The 17,774-nt window shown below is 71.8% G+C and carries 17 protein-coding genes; 11 read left to right on the top strand and 6 right to left on the bottom strand.

Features of this window, described 5'->3' with window-relative positions; genetic code table 11:
• Positions 1 to 32 precede the first annotated feature (32 nt).
• From ABZT12_RS01950 to ABZT12_RS01940, 3 genes are read left to right on the top strand one after another with little or no spacing between them, the layout of a single operon-like run.
• On the top strand, positions 33 to 401 hold the full coding sequence (locus tag ABZT12_RS01950; protein ID WP_356375673.1) for a hypothetical protein: 369 nt from the start codon (positions 33 to 35) through the stop codon (positions 399 to 401).
• Between the two features lie 4 nt (positions 402 to 405).
• The gene (locus ABZT12_RS01945) at positions 406 to 3,000 is read left to right on the top strand and encodes a substrate-binding domain-containing protein (protein WP_356375670.1); all 2,595 of its coding nucleotides are present in this window, start codon (positions 406 to 408) and stop codon (positions 2,998 to 3,000) included.
• On the top strand, positions 3,000 to 4,388 hold the full coding sequence (locus ABZT12_RS01940) for an extracellular solute-binding protein (RefSeq protein ID WP_356375666.1): 1,389 nt from the start codon (positions 3,000 to 3,002) through the stop codon (positions 4,386 to 4,388). Before ABZT12_RS01945 ends, ABZT12_RS01940 begins: the two co-directional genes overlap by 1 nt.
• Here the strand turns inward: ABZT12_RS01940 and ABZT12_RS01935 are convergent, their stop codons facing one another.
• Positions 4,389 to 5,630 (bottom strand): amidohydrolase, encoded by a 1,242-nt coding sequence (locus tag ABZT12_RS01935; protein ID WP_356375663.1) that lies wholly within the window; start codon positions 5,628 to 5,630, stop codon positions 4,389 to 4,391.
• A 168-nt stretch (positions 5,631 to 5,798) separates the two neighbouring features.
• On the opposite strand from ABZT12_RS01935, the gene ABZT12_RS01930 reads away from it, so the two are divergent.
• Together ABZT12_RS01930 and ABZT12_RS01925 are read left to right on the top strand one after the other, a co-directional pair.
• Positions 5,799 to 6,410, top strand: a complete 612-nt coding sequence (locus ABZT12_RS01930; protein ID WP_356375661.1) for a Uma2 family endonuclease — start codon at positions 5,799 to 5,801, stop codon at positions 6,408 to 6,410.
• Between the two features lie 391 nt (positions 6,411 to 6,801).
• Positions 6,802 to 8,145 (top strand): helix-turn-helix domain-containing protein, encoded by a 1,344-nt coding sequence (locus tag ABZT12_RS01925; RefSeq protein WP_356375658.1) that lies wholly within the window; start codon positions 6,802 to 6,804, stop codon positions 8,143 to 8,145.
• A 65-nt stretch (positions 8,146 to 8,210) separates the two neighbouring features.
• On the opposite strand, the gene ABZT12_RS01920 is transcribed toward ABZT12_RS01925, so the two are convergent.
• The gene (locus ABZT12_RS01920) at positions 8,211 to 9,002 is read right to left on the bottom strand and encodes a hypothetical protein (protein WP_356375655.1); all 792 of its coding nucleotides are present in this window, start codon (positions 9,000 to 9,002) and stop codon (positions 8,211 to 8,213) included.
• A 249-nt stretch (positions 9,003 to 9,251) separates the two neighbouring features.
• Between ABZT12_RS01920 and ABZT12_RS01915 the strand changes: the two genes are divergently transcribed.
• Both ABZT12_RS01915 and ABZT12_RS01910 read left to right on the top strand, forming a co-directional pair.
• The gene (locus tag ABZT12_RS01915) at positions 9,252 to 10,211 is read left to right on the top strand and encodes a nucleoside hydrolase (protein WP_356375652.1); all 960 of its coding nucleotides are present in this window, start codon (positions 9,252 to 9,254) and stop codon (positions 10,209 to 10,211) included.
• A 56-nt stretch (positions 10,212 to 10,267) separates the two neighbouring features.
• The gene (locus tag ABZT12_RS01910) at positions 10,268 to 11,914 is read left to right on the top strand and encodes a glycoside hydrolase family 13 protein (protein ID WP_356375649.1); all 1,647 of its coding nucleotides are present in this window, start codon (positions 10,268 to 10,270) and stop codon (positions 11,912 to 11,914) included.
• 12 nt (positions 11,915 to 11,926) lie between these two features.
• Here the strand turns inward: ABZT12_RS01910 and ABZT12_RS01905 are convergent, their stop codons facing one another.
• From ABZT12_RS01905 to ABZT12_RS01890, 4 genes are all read right to left on the bottom strand, one after another.
• Entirely contained in the window at positions 11,927 to 12,664 is a 738-nt protein-coding gene (locus ABZT12_RS01905) for a DUF4142 domain-containing protein (protein ID WP_356376691.1), read from the bottom strand.
• Between the two features lie 253 nt (positions 12,665 to 12,917).
• Complete coding sequence (locus tag ABZT12_RS01900) at positions 12,918 to 13,391, bottom strand: carboxymuconolactone decarboxylase family protein (RefSeq protein ID WP_356375646.1); 474 nt, start codon at positions 13,389 to 13,391, stop codon at positions 12,918 to 12,920.
• A gap of 91 nt (positions 13,392 to 13,482) precedes the next feature.
• Entirely contained in the window at positions 13,483 to 13,680 is a 198-nt protein-coding gene (locus ABZT12_RS01895) for a DUF397 domain-containing protein (protein WP_356375643.1), read from the bottom strand.
• 8 nt (positions 13,681 to 13,688) lie between these two features.
• The gene (locus ABZT12_RS01890; protein ID WP_356375640.1) at positions 13,689 to 14,540 is read right to left on the bottom strand and encodes a helix-turn-helix transcriptional regulator; all 852 of its coding nucleotides are present in this window, start codon (positions 14,538 to 14,540) and stop codon (positions 13,689 to 13,691) included.
• Positions 14,541 to 14,766: 226 nt separating this feature from the next.
• Here ABZT12_RS01890 and ABZT12_RS01885 point away from each other — a divergent pair, with 226 nt between their 5' ends.
• From ABZT12_RS01885 to ABZT12_RS01870, 4 genes are all read left to right on the top strand, one after another.
• Positions 14,767 to 15,168, top strand: a complete 402-nt coding sequence (locus ABZT12_RS01885) for an ATP-binding protein (protein WP_356375638.1) — start codon at positions 14,767 to 14,769, stop codon at positions 15,166 to 15,168.
• A gap of 224 nt (positions 15,169 to 15,392) precedes the next feature.
• A complete protein-coding gene (locus ABZT12_RS01880; protein WP_356375635.1) occupies positions 15,393 to 16,091 on the top strand; it encodes a DUF6445 family protein in 699 nt (232 codons plus the stop codon).
• An 88-nt stretch (positions 16,092 to 16,179) separates the two neighbouring features.
• Entirely contained in the window at positions 16,180 to 16,893 is a 714-nt protein-coding gene (locus ABZT12_RS01875; RefSeq protein WP_356375632.1) for a TetR/AcrR family transcriptional regulator, read from the top strand.
• Positions 16,894 to 17,018: 125 nt separating this feature from the next.
• Positions 17,019 to 17,549 carry a hypothetical protein gene (locus ABZT12_RS01870; RefSeq protein ID WP_356375629.1) on the top strand — a complete coding sequence of 177 codons (531 nt, stop codon included), beginning with the start codon at positions 17,019 to 17,021 and terminating at the stop codon, positions 17,547 to 17,549.
• Positions 17,550 to 17,774 lie beyond the last annotated feature (225 nt).

Genomic DNA, 17,774 nt, shown 5'->3' with positions numbered 1-17,774 from the left:
CAGCGGCAACAGGGGTGCCATGATGTTGAGTCATGGCTAAGGGGGACGGTGTGGCCAACCAGGAGATCCGGGTACGGCTCGACGTGACCGCGGACACGCGGGACGTGGGCGCGCTGATGGCGTGGCTCGCGCGCGAGGGACCGCTCGAAGAGCGGGTGCGCGCGGGCGAGTTACGCATCGACGAGGGGCAGCCGAGCGAGCCGGAGCCGGGCGCGCCGATGGGCATGGGCGCGGAGATCGTCGTGGTGCTCGTCGGTTCCGCGGCCGGACCCGTCTTCAGCGAGCTGGTGCGGGACGTCCGACGCGCCGTGGAGGCGTGGCGGGGCAACCGGCGCGAAGTCGAGCACGGGGAATCGCCCGGGGTCCAGGTGGACGTGGTGCACTCCGACGACGACGAGTAGCCCGGTGGCCGCCTTCGACCCGCGCGGAAAGGCGAACCGGGCGCTGCTGGTCGGCGTGTCCGAGTACGACCTCACCGTGCCGCCGCACGGCGTGCCCGGTGATCTGCCGGCCGTCAAACACAACCTCAACCGGCTCCGGGACGTGCTGTCCAGGGGCCGGGTGTTCGGCGAGGACGAGATACGGGTGCTGCGGTCGCCGTCCCTCGACCGCTTCAACCGGGTGCTGCGCACCACCGCCGACGAGGCCGAGGGCCTGCTGCTGGTCTACTTCGCCGGGCACGGCGCGATACCCAGCGCCGGCGACGAACTCTTCCTCCAGATGCGCAACGCGAGCGTGGTCGCGGGCGGGAAGGCGGTCTTCCCGGGGGCGGAGATGTTCACCACCGTGCTGACCGTGCTCGCGGCCGGCCGGGCCGAGCGGATCGTGGTGGTCCTGGACTGCTGCTTCGCGGGCAACGCGGGCTGGATCTGGGAGAACTTCCGGGACAAGCGGCGCGTGCTGCTCCAGCTGGGCGTGCAGGCCAACCACCGCATCGACGCGGGCGACGGCGACACCCCGACCCCCTTCACGGAGCAGCTCGTACGGCTGCTGGACCGGGACGGCGAGGTGTGGTTCGGGGAGCTCGCCGGTGCGCTGCGGCAGCGGATGGGCGCGGCAGGCCACCGGACCGTGCGCGGCGATCCCTGGGAGCCGCGCGGGCGGGCCGAACCCGACGAGGACGTGCTGCTGTCGGCGCGGTCGGTGCCGCCCCCGCGGCGGACGGAAGTGCCCAAAGCCCAAGCGGAGCAGGGCAGTTCACTACGGCTGCGGCGGGCTGCCCTGTCGGCCCTGCCGCGCAGGGGGGCCGGCGCGGTCACCGGACGGCTGGGGCGGTGGTGGCGCGGATTACGATCCCGATCCCGATCCCGATCCGGGAGGGCGGTCCGGGTCACGCTCGTGCTGGCGCTCGGCGCCGCCGGCCTCGGCTCGTACGGCCTCTACACGCTCGCCGCCGGCAGCCCCTCCTGCGCCCCGCCGCTCGAACTGCGCGTGCTGGTCGACCCGGACCTGGAGTCCACCGTCCGTACGGGGGTCGACGCGTATCTGACGTCGGGGGCGAACACCACCGGCCACGGCTGCCGGCGCAGCGGCATCACCGTCTACAGCGCGGGATCCGCCGCCGCGATCACCGCGCTGCACCGGCAGTCGGGGGAGTGGCGGGAACCCCGCGGCGAGGACACCGACCCGCAACGGGACATCGGACCGCAGCCGGACATCTGGATCCCCGCATCGAGCGCCGACGTCGGCCGGGTGACCGCGGGGCAGGACCCGGACTCCGTCGTCACGCTGACGCCCGACAGCGGGCCCCTGGCCTACTCGCCGCTCGTCCTCGCCGTACCGGAGGGCATCGCCGCCGCCGAGCCCGCGCGCACCGACCGGGGCCTGACCGACCTGATCAAGGATCTGCGCAGCCGCGACCCGGCCGCCGAAGTACGCCGCCCCGACCCGGAGTTCACCGACGCGGCGCTGCTCGCCACGATGGGCCTCTACCAGCACTCCGACGCCGGCACCGGCGAGGGACTGGTCCGTGAGCCGGGCCCGCCCTCGCAGACCGCGGCCGACCTGCTGTGCACGCTGCCCGACGACGACGCCGTGGACAACCGGACCGCCGCGCTGGTCCCGGAGTTCCTGCTGAAGAGCGGGGTCGGCTGCGACCGTACGACGCGCAGCCCGCGGATCGCCGAGTACCCGGACGACACGTCCGGCGTCGAGCCGACCTATGTGCGGGTCGGCTGGCAGGGCGCCGACCGGGACGAGTCGGCGCGGGACACCGCGGCCGACGACTTCCACACGTGGCTCACCGGGAGCGGGGGCCGGGCCGTGTTCGCGGCGGACGGCTTCCGCTGGCCCAACGGCGCACGCAACCTGCAGGACCCCCGCTCGCCCGGCCCCGGAGTGCAGCCCACGCCGGGGATGCTGCCCGCGCCCCACGATTACACGCAGGTGGACGCCGCGCTCGGCAGGTACCGGGGCGCCAACGGGGCCGGCCGGGTGCTCTTCCTCCTCGACGACTCCGGTTCGATGGGCGCCCTCTGGCAGGGAGCGAGCGGCGGCCCCGGGCTGCTGAAGCAGTCCCTCGGCGGCCTCGGCGACAAGGACGAGTACGGGGTGTGGACGGTCTCCGGCCTGGCCGAGGGCCACTCCACCAGCCCGCTGCTCGGCTTCGGCCGGCACCGGCGCGCGGACGCCGAACGCGCCATCGACCACAAGGCCAGGGTCAAGGACGCCGAGGCCGACCCGGCCGCCGCGCTGCTCGCCGCGCTCGACGACATGGCGCACCGCAGCACCGACGACGAGCGGCCCCGGCTCATCGTCTACGTCACCGACGACGAGGACGACAACCGGCTGACCGGCGCCCGCCTGGACGCCGTACTGAAGAAGGCGCGCGCGGTGAAGGTGCCGGTGGCGATGGTGTCGCTGGTGGGCGGCGGCTGCGACCGGGGCAAGCCCGACGAGCGGGTCTCCGACGCGAGCGGCGGGCGCTGTCTGGACGCCGACACGGATCTCGGCGCGGGACTGCACGACGAGGTCGCGCGCACCGGCACGGGGGAGGACTGATGGTCCGACGACGGCGGTTCACGGCACCGGCGGCACCGCTACTGGTGGCTCTGCTGCTGGTCGCCGGGTGCGGCGGCCACCCGGTACGGCAGCCCGCCGACGACCAGGGGTCCGGCGAGATCGTGGTGGCGAGCGGCCGGGACGTCACCGGCAAGGGCGGCATCCGCGAGCAGTTGATCGACGCCTGGAACCGGCAGCAGCGGAGGAAGGGCTCCCGCTACCGGGCCCGCCTTGTCGAACTCCCCGGCAACGCCGACGAACAGCGCAGCCAGTTGCTCGGCGCCCTCCAGTCCGGGAGCGCCGACTACGACGTCGTCAACCTGGACGTGACGTGGGTGCCGGAGTTCGCCGCCGCCCGTCTGATCCGGCCGCTGCCCGCCGAGGCGGTCGACGACGACGGCGATGTCATCAACTCCGTCGCTGAGACGGCCCGTTGGGGCGGCAAGGCGTACGCGATGCCGTTCAACAGCGACGTGGGGCTGCTCTACTACCGGCCCGATCTGCTGAAGCGGGCGGGGGTGCAGCAGACCGACCTGAGCCGGGGCATCGACTGGAAGCAGCTCCAGACGTTGAGCGGCGACGTCAGCGGCGCGCTGCCCGAGGTGAAGGGCTGGACGACTCAGCTCGCCGCCTACGAGGGCCGTACCGTCAACGCGGTCGAGGCGTTCGCCTCCGCCGTACCGGGGTTCAAGTTGACCGACGGGGACGGCCATTACGACGCCTCCGTCAGGGATTTGACGACCGGCATCGACGAACTGCGCTCCCGCACGGAGACCGCGTACACCCTCCCCGACGCCTTCCACTCTGACGAGACCGGTTCCCTCAACGACTTCGCGGACGGCCGGACGGAGTTCCTGCGGCAGTGGCCCTACGCCTACCGCACCCTCCACCAGTCCTTCACCTCACAGCAGTTGGGGGTGGCGCCGCTGCCCGGGCACGCGGTGCTCGGCGGGCAGAACCTGGCGGTCACCCAGTCCTCCCAACGGGCGTACATGGCAACCAAGTTGATGACCTACCTCACCGACAGGGGCAGCGAACGCTGTCTGCTGGACGCGGGGTTCGCGGCGACCCGGGTCTCGGCGTACGAGGACGACGACGTGACCTGTCCGGTCGCCGCCGCCCCGACGCCGTCGGCGTCCTCGGGGTCCGCCACCGGCGAGAGCGCCGACCGGATGCCGCGCGACCCGGCCGGGCGCCCCGCGTACGCCCGCCGCATCCTGCTCCCCGCACTGCGCAAGGCGGTCCAGCGCCCGCGCACTCCGCTCTACGGCGCGTTCACCCAGACGTTCAGCGCCCAACTCGGCGCGCTCTTCGGGGAGAACGCGCCGAGCGACGCGGTGCTCGCGAAGCGGCTGGACGCGGCGCTGCGGAAGGCGCTGCCCGGCTGATCACTCCGTGAGGTACGCCAGCGCGCCCGACACCAGCGTCCGTACGCCCGGCGCGACCGTCGACAGATCGGGGGCGAAGCGCGGACTGTGGTTGCTGGGTACCGCCTGGAACTTCTCCATCAGGTCGGTGCCCGGGGCCGCGTCCCACACGGCGGCCGGGGTGCTCGTCACGAACCAGTACGAGTACGGCACACCCGCCGGGACCAGATGGGGGAAGTCCTCGCTGCCCATCGCCGGGCCCGGGTCGAAGACCGTGCCGGGGCCGAAGACGTCGGTGTGCACGGCGGCGACACGGCGGTCGGTCTCCGCGTCGTTGACGGTCACCGGGAAGTTGTCGCCCACGGTCACCTCGGGTTCGCGCGGGCAGCCGGCCGCGAGGCACTCGCCGGAGGCGATACGGCGGATCGCGGCGAGCATCCGCTCGCGCACCTCGGCGGACTGGGTGCGCAGGTTGAGGGCGATGCGGGCGGTGGACGGGATGATGTTGTGCCGGGTGCCGGCCTCGATCCGGCCCACGGTCAGTACGGCCGACTCGCGGGCGGCGATCTCGCGCGAGAGGACCGTCTGGAGCCGGGTGACGAGATAGGCGGCCGTGACGACCGGGTCGACCGTCGTCTCCGGACGGGAGCCGTGCCCGCCGAGCCCGTGGACGACGATGTCCACGTCCGTGGAGGCGGACATCAGCAGGCCCGGGGAGTGCGGGTAGAGCCCCACCGGTCCGGGCGCCACATGCTGGGCGAGCAGCACGTCCGGCGCCGGGAACCGTTCGTACAGTCCGTCCGCGACCATGCCGGCCGCGCCCCGGCCGGTCTCCTCGGCGGGCTGGCCCACCACCAGCAGCGTCCCGGACCAGGCGTCCCGCCCGGCGGCCAGCGCCTCGGCGGCACCGGCCAGCCAGGTCACGTGCAGATCGTGCCCGCAGGCGTGCATCACACCGGGCGTCCCGGAGGCGTACGGCAGTCCGGTCTCCTCCTGCACGGGCAGCGCGTCCATGTCGGCCCGCAGCAGTACGACGGGCCCCGCGCCGTTGCGCAGCACCCCGGCGACACCGGTGCCGCCGATGCCGCAGGCGGTCTCGAACCCGGCCCCCGTGAGGCGCTCGGCGAGCCGCCCCGCCGTGCGGTGCTCCTGGAGGGACAGCTCCGGATGCCGGTGCAGATCCCGGTAGAAGTCCTCCAGAACCGGGAGGGGCAGATCGGCGGTGAGGTCCAGCGCGGTACGCGCGGCGGAAGAGGTCACCATCTCAGCGTAAGTCCCACCGGACCGCCGGCTCCGGCCGACGAGGACGGACACGGGCGGACGGGTCCCGCCGTCGCTACGATGGATCGCACGCGAGGTCACGGGGGACGACGCCTCGGCCCGGCGCCCGGCGGACCGGGGAACCCCGTGGTTGTCCCGAAGGAGAGGCGCATGACGGAGCAGGCCGTCTACCGGCACCTGCGGGCGCTGCGCGACCACTTCACACCGCCACCGGGTTTCACCTATCCCGAGATCAGCGACGGGATGTTCGTCATGACGACGAGCCCCCGTCCCCGGCATCAGGTGACGGCCGCGGACCTGCGGGACCAACTCGCCCCGCAGGTTCCGGACGGTGTCGGGGTCTTCGAAGCCACCGACACCGACGACGCCGGTCTGGGCACACTGCGCATCCCGGACCTCATCGTCACCACGCGTGCGGCGATGCTGACGGACGATCCGCTGGACCCGCGCGAGATCCTCCTCGCCGTGGAGATCGTCTCCCCGTCGAACCCGGGCAACGACTACGAGGCGAAGAGCCGCGACTACCCGGCCATGGGCATCCCGCACTACCTCATCCTCGACCCCCGGGACGGCACCTGGACGTACCAGTGGGGGATCGACACCTGCGGCGGACGCCCCGGCTACGGGAACCGCCTGCACAGACAGCCCTACGGGACCCCGCTCGCCGTCATGACCGAGCTGGGCACCTGGAAGCTCGACACGGGCGGTCTGCCGCTCTACTCCCGCAAGGATCTGATGCTTCCGCCGGAGTCCGGCGCGTGATGCCCGGCCGCCGGGGTCACCGCGGGGGCCTCCGCGGCTCGGGCGGGGCCGGCGTTGGCCGCGATGATCAGCGCGGCGACCGCCACGACGGCGGCGCAGAATCCTCTGACGTAACGCGCGGACATGCTGTCCTGGCGCAGGGTGGGGCGTCCGAGCACGGCTACCTCACTACGACGGCGATACGACGACAGCGATGAGTTAAGCACGCTTAACGCGCTCCCTAACCTAGGGGGTGACAACGCCCAACGGGAAGAGGGCCAGGGGGAGTTGGGACCCGGAGCGGACGCTTTCGGTCATCCCGGGGCCGCTCGGGCGGCAATCATCAACTCCCTACGCGAACAAGCCAGTTAACGGCCCGGTGCTAACTCGGCTTACTGGCATGATTAACCGCATGGTGAAGCGGGACGACCCGGAGGTCATCGGGCGCAGGGTGCAGCAGTTGCGGCACGAACGTGGGCTCACACAGAAGCAGTTGGCCGAGCCCGCCTACACGCCCGCGTACATCTCCACGGTGGAGGCGGGCCGGGTCCGCCCTTCCGACGAGGCGCTGCGGCACCTCGCGGAGCGGCTCGGGGTCGCCTACGACGAGCTGGTGACCGGCCGCCCCGCCCACCTCGCCACCGAACTGCGGCTACGGCTGACGGAGGCCCAACGCACCCTCGCCATGGGCGAGTCTGAGGAGGCGGCCACGCTCTACGCCGTACTGCTCGCGGAGGCGGAGGCGCACGGGCTGGCCGACGAGGAGGCCGCCGCGCTGCTCGGCCTCGGCGAGTGCGGGCTGGACACCGGCGACCTCTCGGCGGCCCGGACGTACTTCGAGCGGGCCGAGGCCCGGCTGGCCGGCGAGCCGCTCCCGGCCCGGGTACCGGCCCTGCGCGGAAGGGCGGTGGCGCACTACCTGGGCGGTGAACTCCGTTACGCCGTATACCTGTTGGAGTCCACGCTCGACGAGCTGAACCGGGGCGGACTGCACGACCCGGACGCGCTGCTGCTGCTCTACGCGAGCGCGATCGGGCCGTACATGGACATGGGCGCGCACGCTCGCGCCGCGCAGGCCGCCGAACTCGCGCTGGCGCTGGCGCCGCAGTCCGGGGACCCGGCGCTGGTGGCACGGATGCACCGTTCCGTCGCCCGTACGCTGATAGCGGAGGGCCGGGTCGCCGAGGCCGACGCCTCCCTGGTCAAGGCCGCCGAACTGTACCGCCAGCTCCAGCTCCGTACCGAGCTCGCCAACTGCCACTGGATGCGCGGCTACATGTACGCGCAGGACGGCGATCTGGAGCGCGCCGAGGCCGAGTTGAGGAACGCGCTGGCGATGCTGGGCGCCACCCGCGCGAAGCTCTACAGCAGCCAGGCCGCCGTGGAACTCGCCGACGTACTGCACCGGCGCGCCAAGTCCGACGAGGCCGCGACCCTGCTGTACGAGGTCCTCAACGACCTCAGCTCCGAACGCGGCGCCCTGCACTCCGCCGCCGCCCACCGCCTGCTGGGCATCATCGCCGAGGACAGCCGGGACACAGAGGCCGCCGAGGAGCACTACGTCCGCGCGCTGAGCCTGCTGGAACGGGCGGGCGCCGCCGGTGACCTCGCCGACCTGTGCCGCCTCCTCGGCGATCTGCTGCGCCGCACCGGCCGCGTGGAGGCGGCGCTCGACGCCTACCGCACGGGACTCGGCCACCGTACGGCCCCCGGCACCACGACCCTCGGCCCGGCCCCCGCCCAGCCTCCCCTGTGACCGCCTGACTGCCTGACCGCCTGACCGCCTGACCGCCTGACCGGCCGACCGGTGTGCCCCCGTGCCTAGACCTGCACCCGCCCCTGCTTCCGCACCTCCGTCAGCCGGTCGGTGCCCGCTCGGGCCGCCTGCCGGGCCGTGTCCTGGGAGACGGTGCCGGGGCCGCCGTCGGTGACGGTGAGGGCGTCGTCGCCGAGGCGGACGGTGACCGTGTCGAGGGTGAGGGTGCTGGGCTCGCCGTCGGCGGTCGCGCCGGTCAGGGTGATGTGCAGGGACTGGCCCGCGTCGCCGAGAGGCGGCAGCGCGCCGTCGGTGACCTGGACCCGCTGGGGGCCGGAGCGGGTCGTCGTGGCGGTGAACTCATGGCACCTGCGCGGGAGTTCCCTCAGCCAGGCGAGGGTGTGGTCCACCTCCGCCCGTGGGCGGCCACCGACCTGGTAGCGGAGTTGGGTCCCGTCGTCCGGGTCGTCCAGGACGGTCACCGCCTGGGTCGCGGTCGGCGGCCCGAGGATCTCGTCGGCGTACAGGGCGTCCAGGAGTCGCCGGCAGTCCGGGTCCGCCGTGCTCGCCTTGAGGATGCCGTCCCGCCAGGCCGCGGTGCCCTCGGTGGGAACCCAGGGCGCGCCGAGGTCCGTCTCGGTGATCAGGGCCGCCCGGGCCTGTGCCTCGGTGAGGGCGGGGGCGGCGGCGGGGGAGGGGTGCGCTGTCGGGGTGCCGGCCGGTCCGGTCGTACGGGACGACGCGGTCCGTGTCCGCACCGCGAGGCCGCCCGAGCACGCGGCCGTCGTCAGCAGCGCGCCCGCCGAGAGAGTCGAGAGCGCCGCGAAGAGGAGGGGACGGGCCGGGGAACGGGTCATCGAGGGTCCCTCCTACGGCGGGCTGAGGCTTGGGTTGAAGTCGGGGTGGGGGCCGAGGCTCAGGTGGGGGGCGGGCGCGTCGTCGCCGCGTGCTCTCACGGCACCATCGCCCGCGCCCGCCCACCAGCGCGCCGGGCCGTCCGGGTGAGCGGCACGCCGCCGGGCGCCCCGGACGGCCCGGCGGTGTGCCGTGGCCGGATGCGTAAGGTCACCCCTGACCGACCGAACCGCCCGTGAGAGGAGCCTGCCGTGACCGGTCAGCCCATCCCCGTCGTCATCGACTGCGACACCGGGGTCGACGACGCCCTCGCGCTGCTGTTCGCCGTGCGCCACCCGGGCCTGGACGTGCGGGCGGTGACCTGTGTCGCCGGGAACACGGACGTGGACCAGGTCGTACGGAACACCCTCGTCGTCCTGGACCACGCGGGCGCCGGTGACATCCCCGTCGCGCGCGGCGCGGCCCGGCCGCTGATCGAGCCCCTCCGCACGGCCGCGCACGTCCACGGAGCCGACGGCATGGGCGACCTGGGGCTGCCCGCGTCGGCCCGCAGGCCCGTCGACGTGGACGCGGTGACCCTGCTGCGTCGCGAGATCCTCGCCTCACCGCGCCCGGTGACCCTGATCCCGACCGCGCCCCTGACCAACATCGCGCTCCTGCTGCGCACCTTCCCGGAGGTGACCCGCAACATCCAGCGGATCGTCTTCATGGGCGGTGCGGTGGCGGTCGGGAACGCCACCCCGGTCGCGGAGTTCAACGTGTGGCACGACCCCGAGGCGGCGGCGATCCTGCTCACCGCCCAGGTGCCGATCACCATGTACGGCCTGGACGTCTTCGAGCGCGTCGTGGTCCCGGCCGCCGACGTCCGACGGCTGCGGGCCAGTACGGAGCCCCGGCTGAGACTGGCGGGGGAGCTGCTCGCCCACCGCCACCCGGAGGTCTCCGGCGATCCCACCCCCACGGGCGGCCTCGGTGACGCGGGCGCGATCTGCGCGGTCGCCGACCCGGAGGGTCTGACCACCGCCCTCCTGCCCGTCGAGGTCTCCCTCGCCCCCGGGCCGTCCCGCGGCCAGACGATCGTCGACCGCCGCCCCCGCCCCGGCGAGTCCGAGATCCATCACGGCATCCGCCAACAGGCGCTGGTGGACGTGGGGTTGGACGTGGATGTGGAGCGGTACGTGCAGTTGTACCTGGCGACGGTCGAGGGCTGACGAACGTCCGTGGCCGTTCCCCGTTCCCGTGACCGATCCCCAGCAGAGGAGACCGCGTGCCCGACCTTTCCTCCCGCGACCCCGACTGGTGGCGCCAGGCCGTCGTCTACCAGGTCTATCCGCGCAGTTTCGCCGACGCCGACGGTGACGGCCTCGGGGACCTCCGGGGTGTCACCGCGCGCCTGACCCATCTGGCCGCGCTGGGCGTGGACGCCCTGTGGCTGAGCCCCTTCTACCCGTCCGAACTCGCCGACGGCGGCTACGACGTGGCCGACCACCGGGACGTGGACCCCCGCCTCGGGACGCTCGACGACTTCGACGCGATGGCCGCCGAGGCACACCGGCTGGGCCTGAAGGTGATCGTCGACATCGTGCCCAACCACACCTCGGACCGGCACGCGTGGTTCGAGGAGGCGCTGCGCGCGGACCCCGGTTCGCCCGCCCGCAACCGTTACGTCTTCCGCGACGGACGCGGCGCGGCCGGTGAACTCCCGCCCACCGACTGGCAGTCGGTGTTCGGCGGCAGCGCGTGGCGGCGGGTGGCGGACGGCCAGTGGTACCTCCATCTGTTCACCCCCGAACAGCCCGACCTGAACTGGGACAACGAGGAGATCCGCGCCGACTTCCTCGCCACCCTGCGGTTCTGGTCGGACCGGGGAGTCGACGGCTTCCGCGTCGACGTCGCCCACGCGCTGGTCAAGGATCTGGCGGACCCGTTGCGGGACCTGGGCGGCGGACCGGAGTTCACCGGAGAGGCCGCCCTGGAGTGCTTCCCGCCTGGCGCCCACCCCTTCTACGACCGCGACGAGGTCCACGCGATCTACCGCGACTGGCGCCGCCTTTTCGACACCTACAGCCCGCCCCGCACGGCCGTGGCCGAGGCCTGGGTGCCGGGCCCCCGCCGCACCCTCTACGCCCGCCCCGACGAACTGGGCCAGGCCTTCAACTTCGAGTACCTGCAAGCCGGTTGGGACGCGGAGACACTCCGCTCGGTGATCACCGGCTCACTCGCCACCGCCCGCGCGGCCGGCGCCTCGGCCACCTGGGTCCTCTCCAACCACGACGTCGTACGCCACGCCTCCCGGCTGATCCTCCCGCCGGGAACGGACGAGAACGCCTGGCTGCTCTCCGGCGGCCGTGAACCGGCGGCCGACGAGGAGGCCGGCCTGCGCCGGGCCCGGGCGGCCACCCTCCTCATGCTGGCGCTGCCCGGTTCGTCGTACGTCTACCAGGGCGAGGAACTCGGTCTGCCCGAGGTCGCCGAACTGCCCGTCGAGGTGCTCCAGGACCCGGTCTGGGAACAGACCGGCCACACCCGCAAGGGCCGCGACGGCTGCCGGGTGCCGATCCCCTGGACGACGACCGGTCCGTCGTACGGCTTCGGTCCGGCCGGTGCCTGGCTGCCGCAGCCGGCCCGGTTCGCCTCCTACGCCGTGGCGGCGCAGGACGGGAAGGAGGGCTCGACCCTGGAGCTGTACCGCACCGCGCTGCGGCTGCGCCGCAAACTGCTGGCCGGGGAGGAACTCACGTGGGCGGCCGAAGTCCCGTACGGGGTACTGGACTTCACCCGTTCCGACGGCTGGCGGTGTGTAATAAACCTGTCCGGTACGCCGGTCGTGCTGCCGCCCGGCGAGGTCCTGCTGAGCAGCGCGCCACTGGACGCCGGCCGGCTGGGCCCGGACACGACGGTCTGGCTGGGGTAACGGCCGGCACGGTCATCCGACGGTCGGGGTCGGGCTGGGAGCCGTGTTCTGCGTCGGTGTCTCGCCGGGCAGGAGCGGCGGTTGGGTGGTGCTGTTCACCGGCGGAGTGAGGACGACCTCGGGCTGGCCCGCGGCCGGGGGCGGCGGGGTCAGGTCGACGGCGGGCAGCTTCGGCGGGGTCGTCTCCTGGAAGAGGACCTGGCTGAAGTTGACCAGGCCGGTCCTCTCCATGACCGTGATGTGGTCCAGCACGGTGGCGTTGGCCTGGTCGGCCAGCGTCCGCACCAGCGTGTTCTGGGTCGTGGAGCGGATCTTCGCGATCGTGTTGAAGATCGACCCGTGCGTGACGCGCAGGATGTTGGCGAAGTCCGTGTCGAACTGCTTGCCGCTGTCCGCGTTCAGTGTGTTGATGAAGCCCTGCTGCTGCGGGCTGGGCTGGTTGGGGATCGCGACGTTGAGCATCGGACCGATCTTGCGGCAACTGGAGTCCAGTGCCGCGTGCCCGTCGATCAGGTGCTTGCTCGCCGTGATGACCGCTGTGGACTGCCCCTTCTTCAGACCCATCTGACCGACGGGGTATTCCCAGAGCCCCGCCGCGCGCACCTTGACCACGAAGTCCCGGTCGGCCTCCGTCAGTGGTCCCCACTGCGTGTTGGCGATGACACGCTCGGACGTGGTGGAGACCTTGGTGAAGCCGAGCATGGACGGGTAGACGAGAGCGGCGAGAGTCAGGCTCAGGGCACCGCCCACCACCAGAGTTCCCGTCGCGTTCCGCGAAAATCGCACCGTGCCTCCTGTGTCATGGACCGCCCGTCGGCGGTACGGACAGTGGGGAGTACGGAGCGGGGTGCCACCAGAAGTCTTTTGTTTTGGTAAAGCCCGAGTGTGAGGCGTCACACCGGGCGGGTGGGGGACCGGGGGGACCGGCGTGGCAGCACGGCACTGAGCCGGTCCCTCCGGCCGTCGTCCTGGCCGTAGTTCGACTCGTGGCCGGGGCGTCGGTCTAGCCGAACTGGCCCGGCTGGTAGTCGCCGGCGGGCATCTGGAGGATGACGTTCAGCCGGTTGAAGGTGTTGATGAGCGCGATGATCGACACCAGGGCGACGAGTTGGTCCTCGTCGTAGTGCTTGGCCGCGTTCGCCCACACCTCGTCGCTGACGCCCCCGGCGGCGTCAGCGATCCGGGTCCCCTCCTCGGCCAGCTCCAGCGCGGCACGCTCCGCGTCGGTGAAGACGGTCGCCTCCCGCCACACCGCGACCAGATTCAGCCGCTGCGCCGTCTCGCCCGCGGCGGTCGCGTCCTTGGTGTGCATGTCGGTGCAGAACCCGCACCCGTTGATCTGGCTGGCCCGGATCTTCACGAGTTCCTGCGTCGCGGCGGGCAGCGACGAGTCCTCGATCACCTTCCCCGCCGACACGATGTGCTTCAGGAACTTCCCGGCGACCGGGTTGGCGTAGGCGTTCAGTCGAGCGCTCATGGGGTCACTCCTCCGTTGCATGTCTGCGCGTACACATGACTGACGGGGCTGGACGGCGGAGTTGTGACATGCGGCGCGTGTGACGGCGGTCTCAGGGAGTGGGCAGCCCGCCGGTGCGTATGGCTTGGAGGAGGTGGGCCAACGCCGGGGCGGTGGTGGTGAGGGTGGTGGCGGGGGTGTCGCTCTCGCGGAGGTGGAGGGTGGCGGGGGTTGCGGCGAGTTCGACGCAAGCGTTGCCTTCGCCGCCGCCGGAGAAGGATGACTTCTGCCAGTGGGTGGGAGTGGCCATGGTTCGCCTCACAGTTCCTTAGCCAACTGGTGGATGGCGTCACGCGACCGATCGCAGTCGAGTGACACCCTTTGCACTTTACGGAAAAGCGTTCGAAAGTGGTCTAGTTGAGCCGCGGAGTCTATGAACATGGTGCCATGCGGTGCATCACGCACGACGGTGTCGAGCAGCGGAACAGCACCTCCCGCGTACACCATGCTGCTGCCCGCACCGGCGAAGTCGTCGAGGTCGAACGGGATAACGCGCACGGTCACGTTGTCCGCGTCCGCCAGCTCCAGGATGCGGATCAGCTGAGACCGGAAAGCGGTCCGGCCGCCGACCCTGATGTGGAGCGCGGCTTCGTGCACCACGGCCTCGTAGGGGATGGGCGCGGGGTCTTCGATGACGAGCCGTCGGCGCATGCGGTGATTCACGCATGCGTCGAGTTCGCTCTCGGGGAGTTCGGGTGTGGTGAACTCGAAGAGACGACGGGCGTAGTCCTCGGTCTGGAGAAGCCCCGGGATGTGCAGGAAATCCACGTCACGTCGATAGGTTGCGTGATGTTCAAGCTCGGACAGGTCGAGAAAGGACGTCGGCAACAGGCCTCGGTACTCTTCCCACCAGCCGTGCGTTCGGTCAGTAGCCATGGCGACTAATCCATCGACCAAGTCAGTGTCATTGCAGGCATAGTGAGCGGCCAGCCGGCGTACCCGCTCCTCGCTCACGCCCGCTGTGCCGAACTCGATCTGGCTGATCTGGGCTGAGTCCGCCCCGAGCAGGGCCGCAGCTTCACGTCCTTTGATTCCTGCGGCCTCACGCAGTTTCCGCAACTCGGCGCCCAGACGCTCCTGCCGCGCGGTTGGCTGCTTCCTGCGCGCCACGGCTTCCTCCTCGTGCCCCACTGAAGCGACTCGGCGCCTCGTTGGAGGGCAGATTACGGCAACGACTTGCACGGTCCCAAATTATGGCTCTACCGTCAGTGACGCACCGCACACGCTGCGGAATGCCGGGACACCGGAAGCGCACCACTCCGTCCTGCCATGACGGCTGCGGCACTGCCACCGCCCCTTCACCGCCAACCCCCCACCGCGCAAACGGAGTTCACGCATGCCCGAACCCTGGGAGTACTCCCTCTCGATCCCCCGCGATCCCCGTGCCGTCACGGTCTGTCGTCGGACGCTGCGCCTCATCCTGACGATGCACGGGCTGATCGGTCTCGCCGATGTCGCCGAGCTGCTCGCGACGGAGCTGGTCTCCAACGCCGTACGTCATACGGAAGGGGCCGTCTCCCTGCGGGTGATCTGGAAGCCCGGCACCCTCCGTATCGGCGCGTGGGACGCGGACCCCGAACCCCCGCGCCCACCACAGGACTTGGCAACGCTCACCGAGCTGGAAGACGGCCGAGGCCTCGGTCTTGTGAAGGCGTGCTCGGATCTCTGGGGCTGGCAGCCGTTGTCCAGGAACGGCAGCCGGGGCAAGTACGTGTGGTGCGACCTTGCGGCGGCCTGATCCGATGGAACCACATGGCTCGTGGAGGCGGCAGGGCACGAGGTGTCGGACGACGTCCGCCTGCGGGTGAACTCCTGCTCCGACACAGCCGAGTTGAGACGCTGGGCCAGGAAGGCGCAGCAGGTGTCCGACCCGGCCGACCTGTTTTCGACCGGTCACAGTTGACGGAATGTTGACCTGGGCATGGCAGAGCGCTGGTCAGCGGCGGCTATACGTTCGGCCCCATGCCCCAACTCCCCCCGCGTCCCCAGCAATCCGCTCCCCGTGCCGCCCTGCCTGTGCTGCCGTACCGCAAGCCCACCAAGGGCCGTGACTACTGGGTGCTGGAGAACGTGCTGCCCGACGCGGACGCCGTACGGGAGCGGTGTCTCGCCAAGGACGACTGGGTCAAGGGGTATCCGTACATCTCGGAGGCCTGGCCGGGGCTGCGCACCATGCCGGGGCTCGAACCGTCCGAACTGGGCCGTGTCGAGGGGCTGGTGAAGAAGGCGACCGGGGCCAAGGAGCTGTGGGTGCAGCAGGCGCCCGGGGGCGGGACCCTTAATCACAACTGCGTGCAGGTCGTCGGTGAGGGCGAGAGCGAACCCCGGCCGCACACCGACTCACGCGCCCTGTGCCGGTACGCCGCCGTGCTCTATCTCAACCCCTCGGTCCCCAAGGACTGCGGGACCAGTTTCTACCGCCAGCACCTGCCCGGCGGACGCCTCGGCGGCAACGTCGTACAGGCTCCCCACAACAACCTCGTCGATGCCCTCGGCACCCGTTTCGTCGCCCCCGACGCCTTCGAGGAGGACGTCCGCGTCCCGCACCGCTACAACAGCCTCCTCCTCTACCACGCCAACCTCGTGCACAGTGCGACCGGTTACCACGGGTCCACGTTGGAGGAGAAGCGGATGACGGCCGTCTTCTTCTGGATGGCCTGACCCGGCGGCCGAGGAGCGAAGCGACGGACGGTAGAGCCGGTAACCTTCGTGATAGCTTGTAACCGAGCACTGTGGGAGGTGGTCGGTCATGGCCGGAACAGAGGCCCGGACGCCGCGCGAGCGCTACCGCGCCCAGGTCCGCGCGGAGGTCAAGGAGCGCGCCTGGGAGCAGCTCGCGACGGCGGGCGCGTCGGCGCTCTCCCTCAACGCGATCGCCAAGCACATGGGCATGACCGGCCCCGCCCTGTACCGGTACTTCGCCAGCCGTGACGAGCTGATCACCGAGCTGGTCCGGGACGCGTACCGGAGCCTCGCCGACGCCTGCCTCGCGGCCCGCGCCGCCGGTGCCGGCCCGGCCGGTCTCGCCCACGCCCTGCGCGCCTGGGCCGTGGCCGACCCGCAGCGCTACTTCCTCATCTACGGCACCCCGGTCCCCGGCTATCACGCGCCCGACGACATCACCGCGATCGCCCGCGAGATCATGACGACGCTGCTGGACGCGTGCGCCGAACTGCCCGTGGCGGACCCGGCCGGCCCGTTCGACGGCCACCTCGCCGACCACCGGGACTGGGTCGGCGGGCACCCCGCCCCGCCCGCCGTCCTGCACCGGGCCCTGACCTTCTGGTCCCGCCTGCACGGAGTCCTCTCCCTGGAACTCGCCGGCCACTTCGACGGCATGGGCTTCTCCCCGGAATCCTTCTACGAGGCCGAGCTGACGGACCTGTGCCGACCGGGGCGGGAAGCCGGGCCCAGCGCGCAGTCCGGCGCGGAATCCGGCGCGGAATCCGGCACGGCGTCCTGAGCGGCGTTCACTCGGATGGCGTAACCCCCGTGGTGGGCGGTGCCACGCGGCCGGATGGTCGTAGCACGACACCACGGCGGTCGGCGCGTACGGTGCCGCCGCCCCGGGAGAGACGGGCAAGGGCCATGACGCAGCAGCCGCACTCGACACACTCGACACAACCGCCCTCGGCGTCCGCCGGAGGCGATGAGACATCCCCGGCCTGGGGCGACACCCGCCACACCACCGGCCAGGGCGGTCACGGGCAGTCCGCCGGGGGCAACCACCTGGCGACCGGCGGCGTCGTCTTCGCCGGCGTCCTGTTGCTGGTGAACGGCGTCATCGCCATCCTTCAGGGCATCTCCGCGATCTCCAAGGACGACGTGTACACCCGCGTCGGCGACTACGTCTACAAGATCAACCTCACCGGCTGGGGCGTCATCCTCCTCTGCCTCGGCGTCGTCGCGGCGGCCACCGGTTACGGCGTGCTCAAGGGCGCCGGCTGGGCGCGGGTGAGCGGCATCGTGCTGGCGAGCCTGAGCGCGATCCTCCAGTTCGTGTTCCTCCCCTACGCGCCGGTGTGGTCAGTGATCATGATCGCGATCGACGTCTTCGTGATCTGGGCCCTCGCGTCCCACGATCCAGCCGGCGCCGGACGATCGGGAGCACGCGTCTGAACTCACCGGCGATCCCAGGCGAGTCGAACGGCCGTGGTGACGGGAGAACCCGCACCACGGCCGTTCGCCTTGCGGTTCGCCTGGCCGTCGGTGCCCTCGGGTCCGTGGGGGTCGCCGGGTGAGAGGGGCGGCCCCTGCGGGGCGGCGGTGCGCACAGGTGATCTCGCGGGGCGTCGGGGGTGGCGCCGCGCAACGCGGAACCTGGCGGGGTAGCGGAGCGCACGG

This window comes from Streptomyces sp. NPDC005423 (assembly GCF_040606415.1).
Lineage (GTDB): Bacteria > Actinomycetota > Actinomycetes > Streptomycetales > Streptomycetaceae > Streptomyces.
This window is presented reverse-complemented; position numbering and strand designations above follow the sequence as displayed.

Excerpts from the sequence above, each read along its gene's own strand:
- ABZT12_RS01870 (WP_356375629.1), top strand. The coding sequence starts at position 17,019 with ATGACGCAGCAGCCGCACTCGACACACTCGACACAACCGCCCTCGGCG.
- ABZT12_RS01950 (WP_356375673.1), top strand. The coding sequence starts at position 33 with ATGGCTAAGGGGGACGGTGTGGCCAACCAGGAGATCCGGGTACGGCTC.
- ABZT12_RS01875 (WP_356375632.1), top strand. The coding sequence starts at position 16,180 with ATGGCCGGAACAGAGGCCCGGACGCCGCGCGAGCGCTACCGCGCCCAG.
- ABZT12_RS01940 (WP_356375666.1), top strand. The coding sequence starts at position 3,000 with ATGGTCCGACGACGGCGGTTCACGGCACCGGCGGCACCGCTACTGGTG.
- ABZT12_RS01885 (WP_356375638.1), top strand. The coding sequence starts at position 14,767 with ATGCCCGAACCCTGGGAGTACTCCCTCTCGATCCCCCGCGATCCCCGT.
- ABZT12_RS01895 (WP_356375643.1), bottom strand. The coding sequence starts at position 13,680 with ATGGCCACTCCCACCCACTGGCAGAAGTCATCCTTCTCCGGCGGCGGC.
- ABZT12_RS01920 (WP_356375655.1), bottom strand. The coding sequence starts at position 9,002 with ATGACCCGTTCCCCGGCCCGTCCCCTCCTCTTCGCGGCGCTCTCGACT.
- ABZT12_RS01900 (WP_356375646.1), bottom strand. The coding sequence starts at position 13,391 with ATGAGCGCTCGACTGAACGCCTACGCCAACCCGGTCGCCGGGAAGTTC.
- ABZT12_RS01930 (WP_356375661.1), top strand. The coding sequence starts at position 5,799 with ATGACGGAGCAGGCCGTCTACCGGCACCTGCGGGCGCTGCGCGACCAC.
- ABZT12_RS01935 (WP_356375663.1), bottom strand. The coding sequence starts at position 5,630 with ATGGTGACCTCTTCCGCCGCGCGTACCGCGCTGGACCTCACCGCCGAT.
- ABZT12_RS01880 (WP_356375635.1), top strand. The coding sequence starts at position 15,393 with ATGCCCCAACTCCCCCCGCGTCCCCAGCAATCCGCTCCCCGTGCCGCC.
- ABZT12_RS01925 (WP_356375658.1), top strand. The coding sequence starts at position 6,802 with ATGGTGAAGCGGGACGACCCGGAGGTCATCGGGCGCAGGGTGCAGCAG.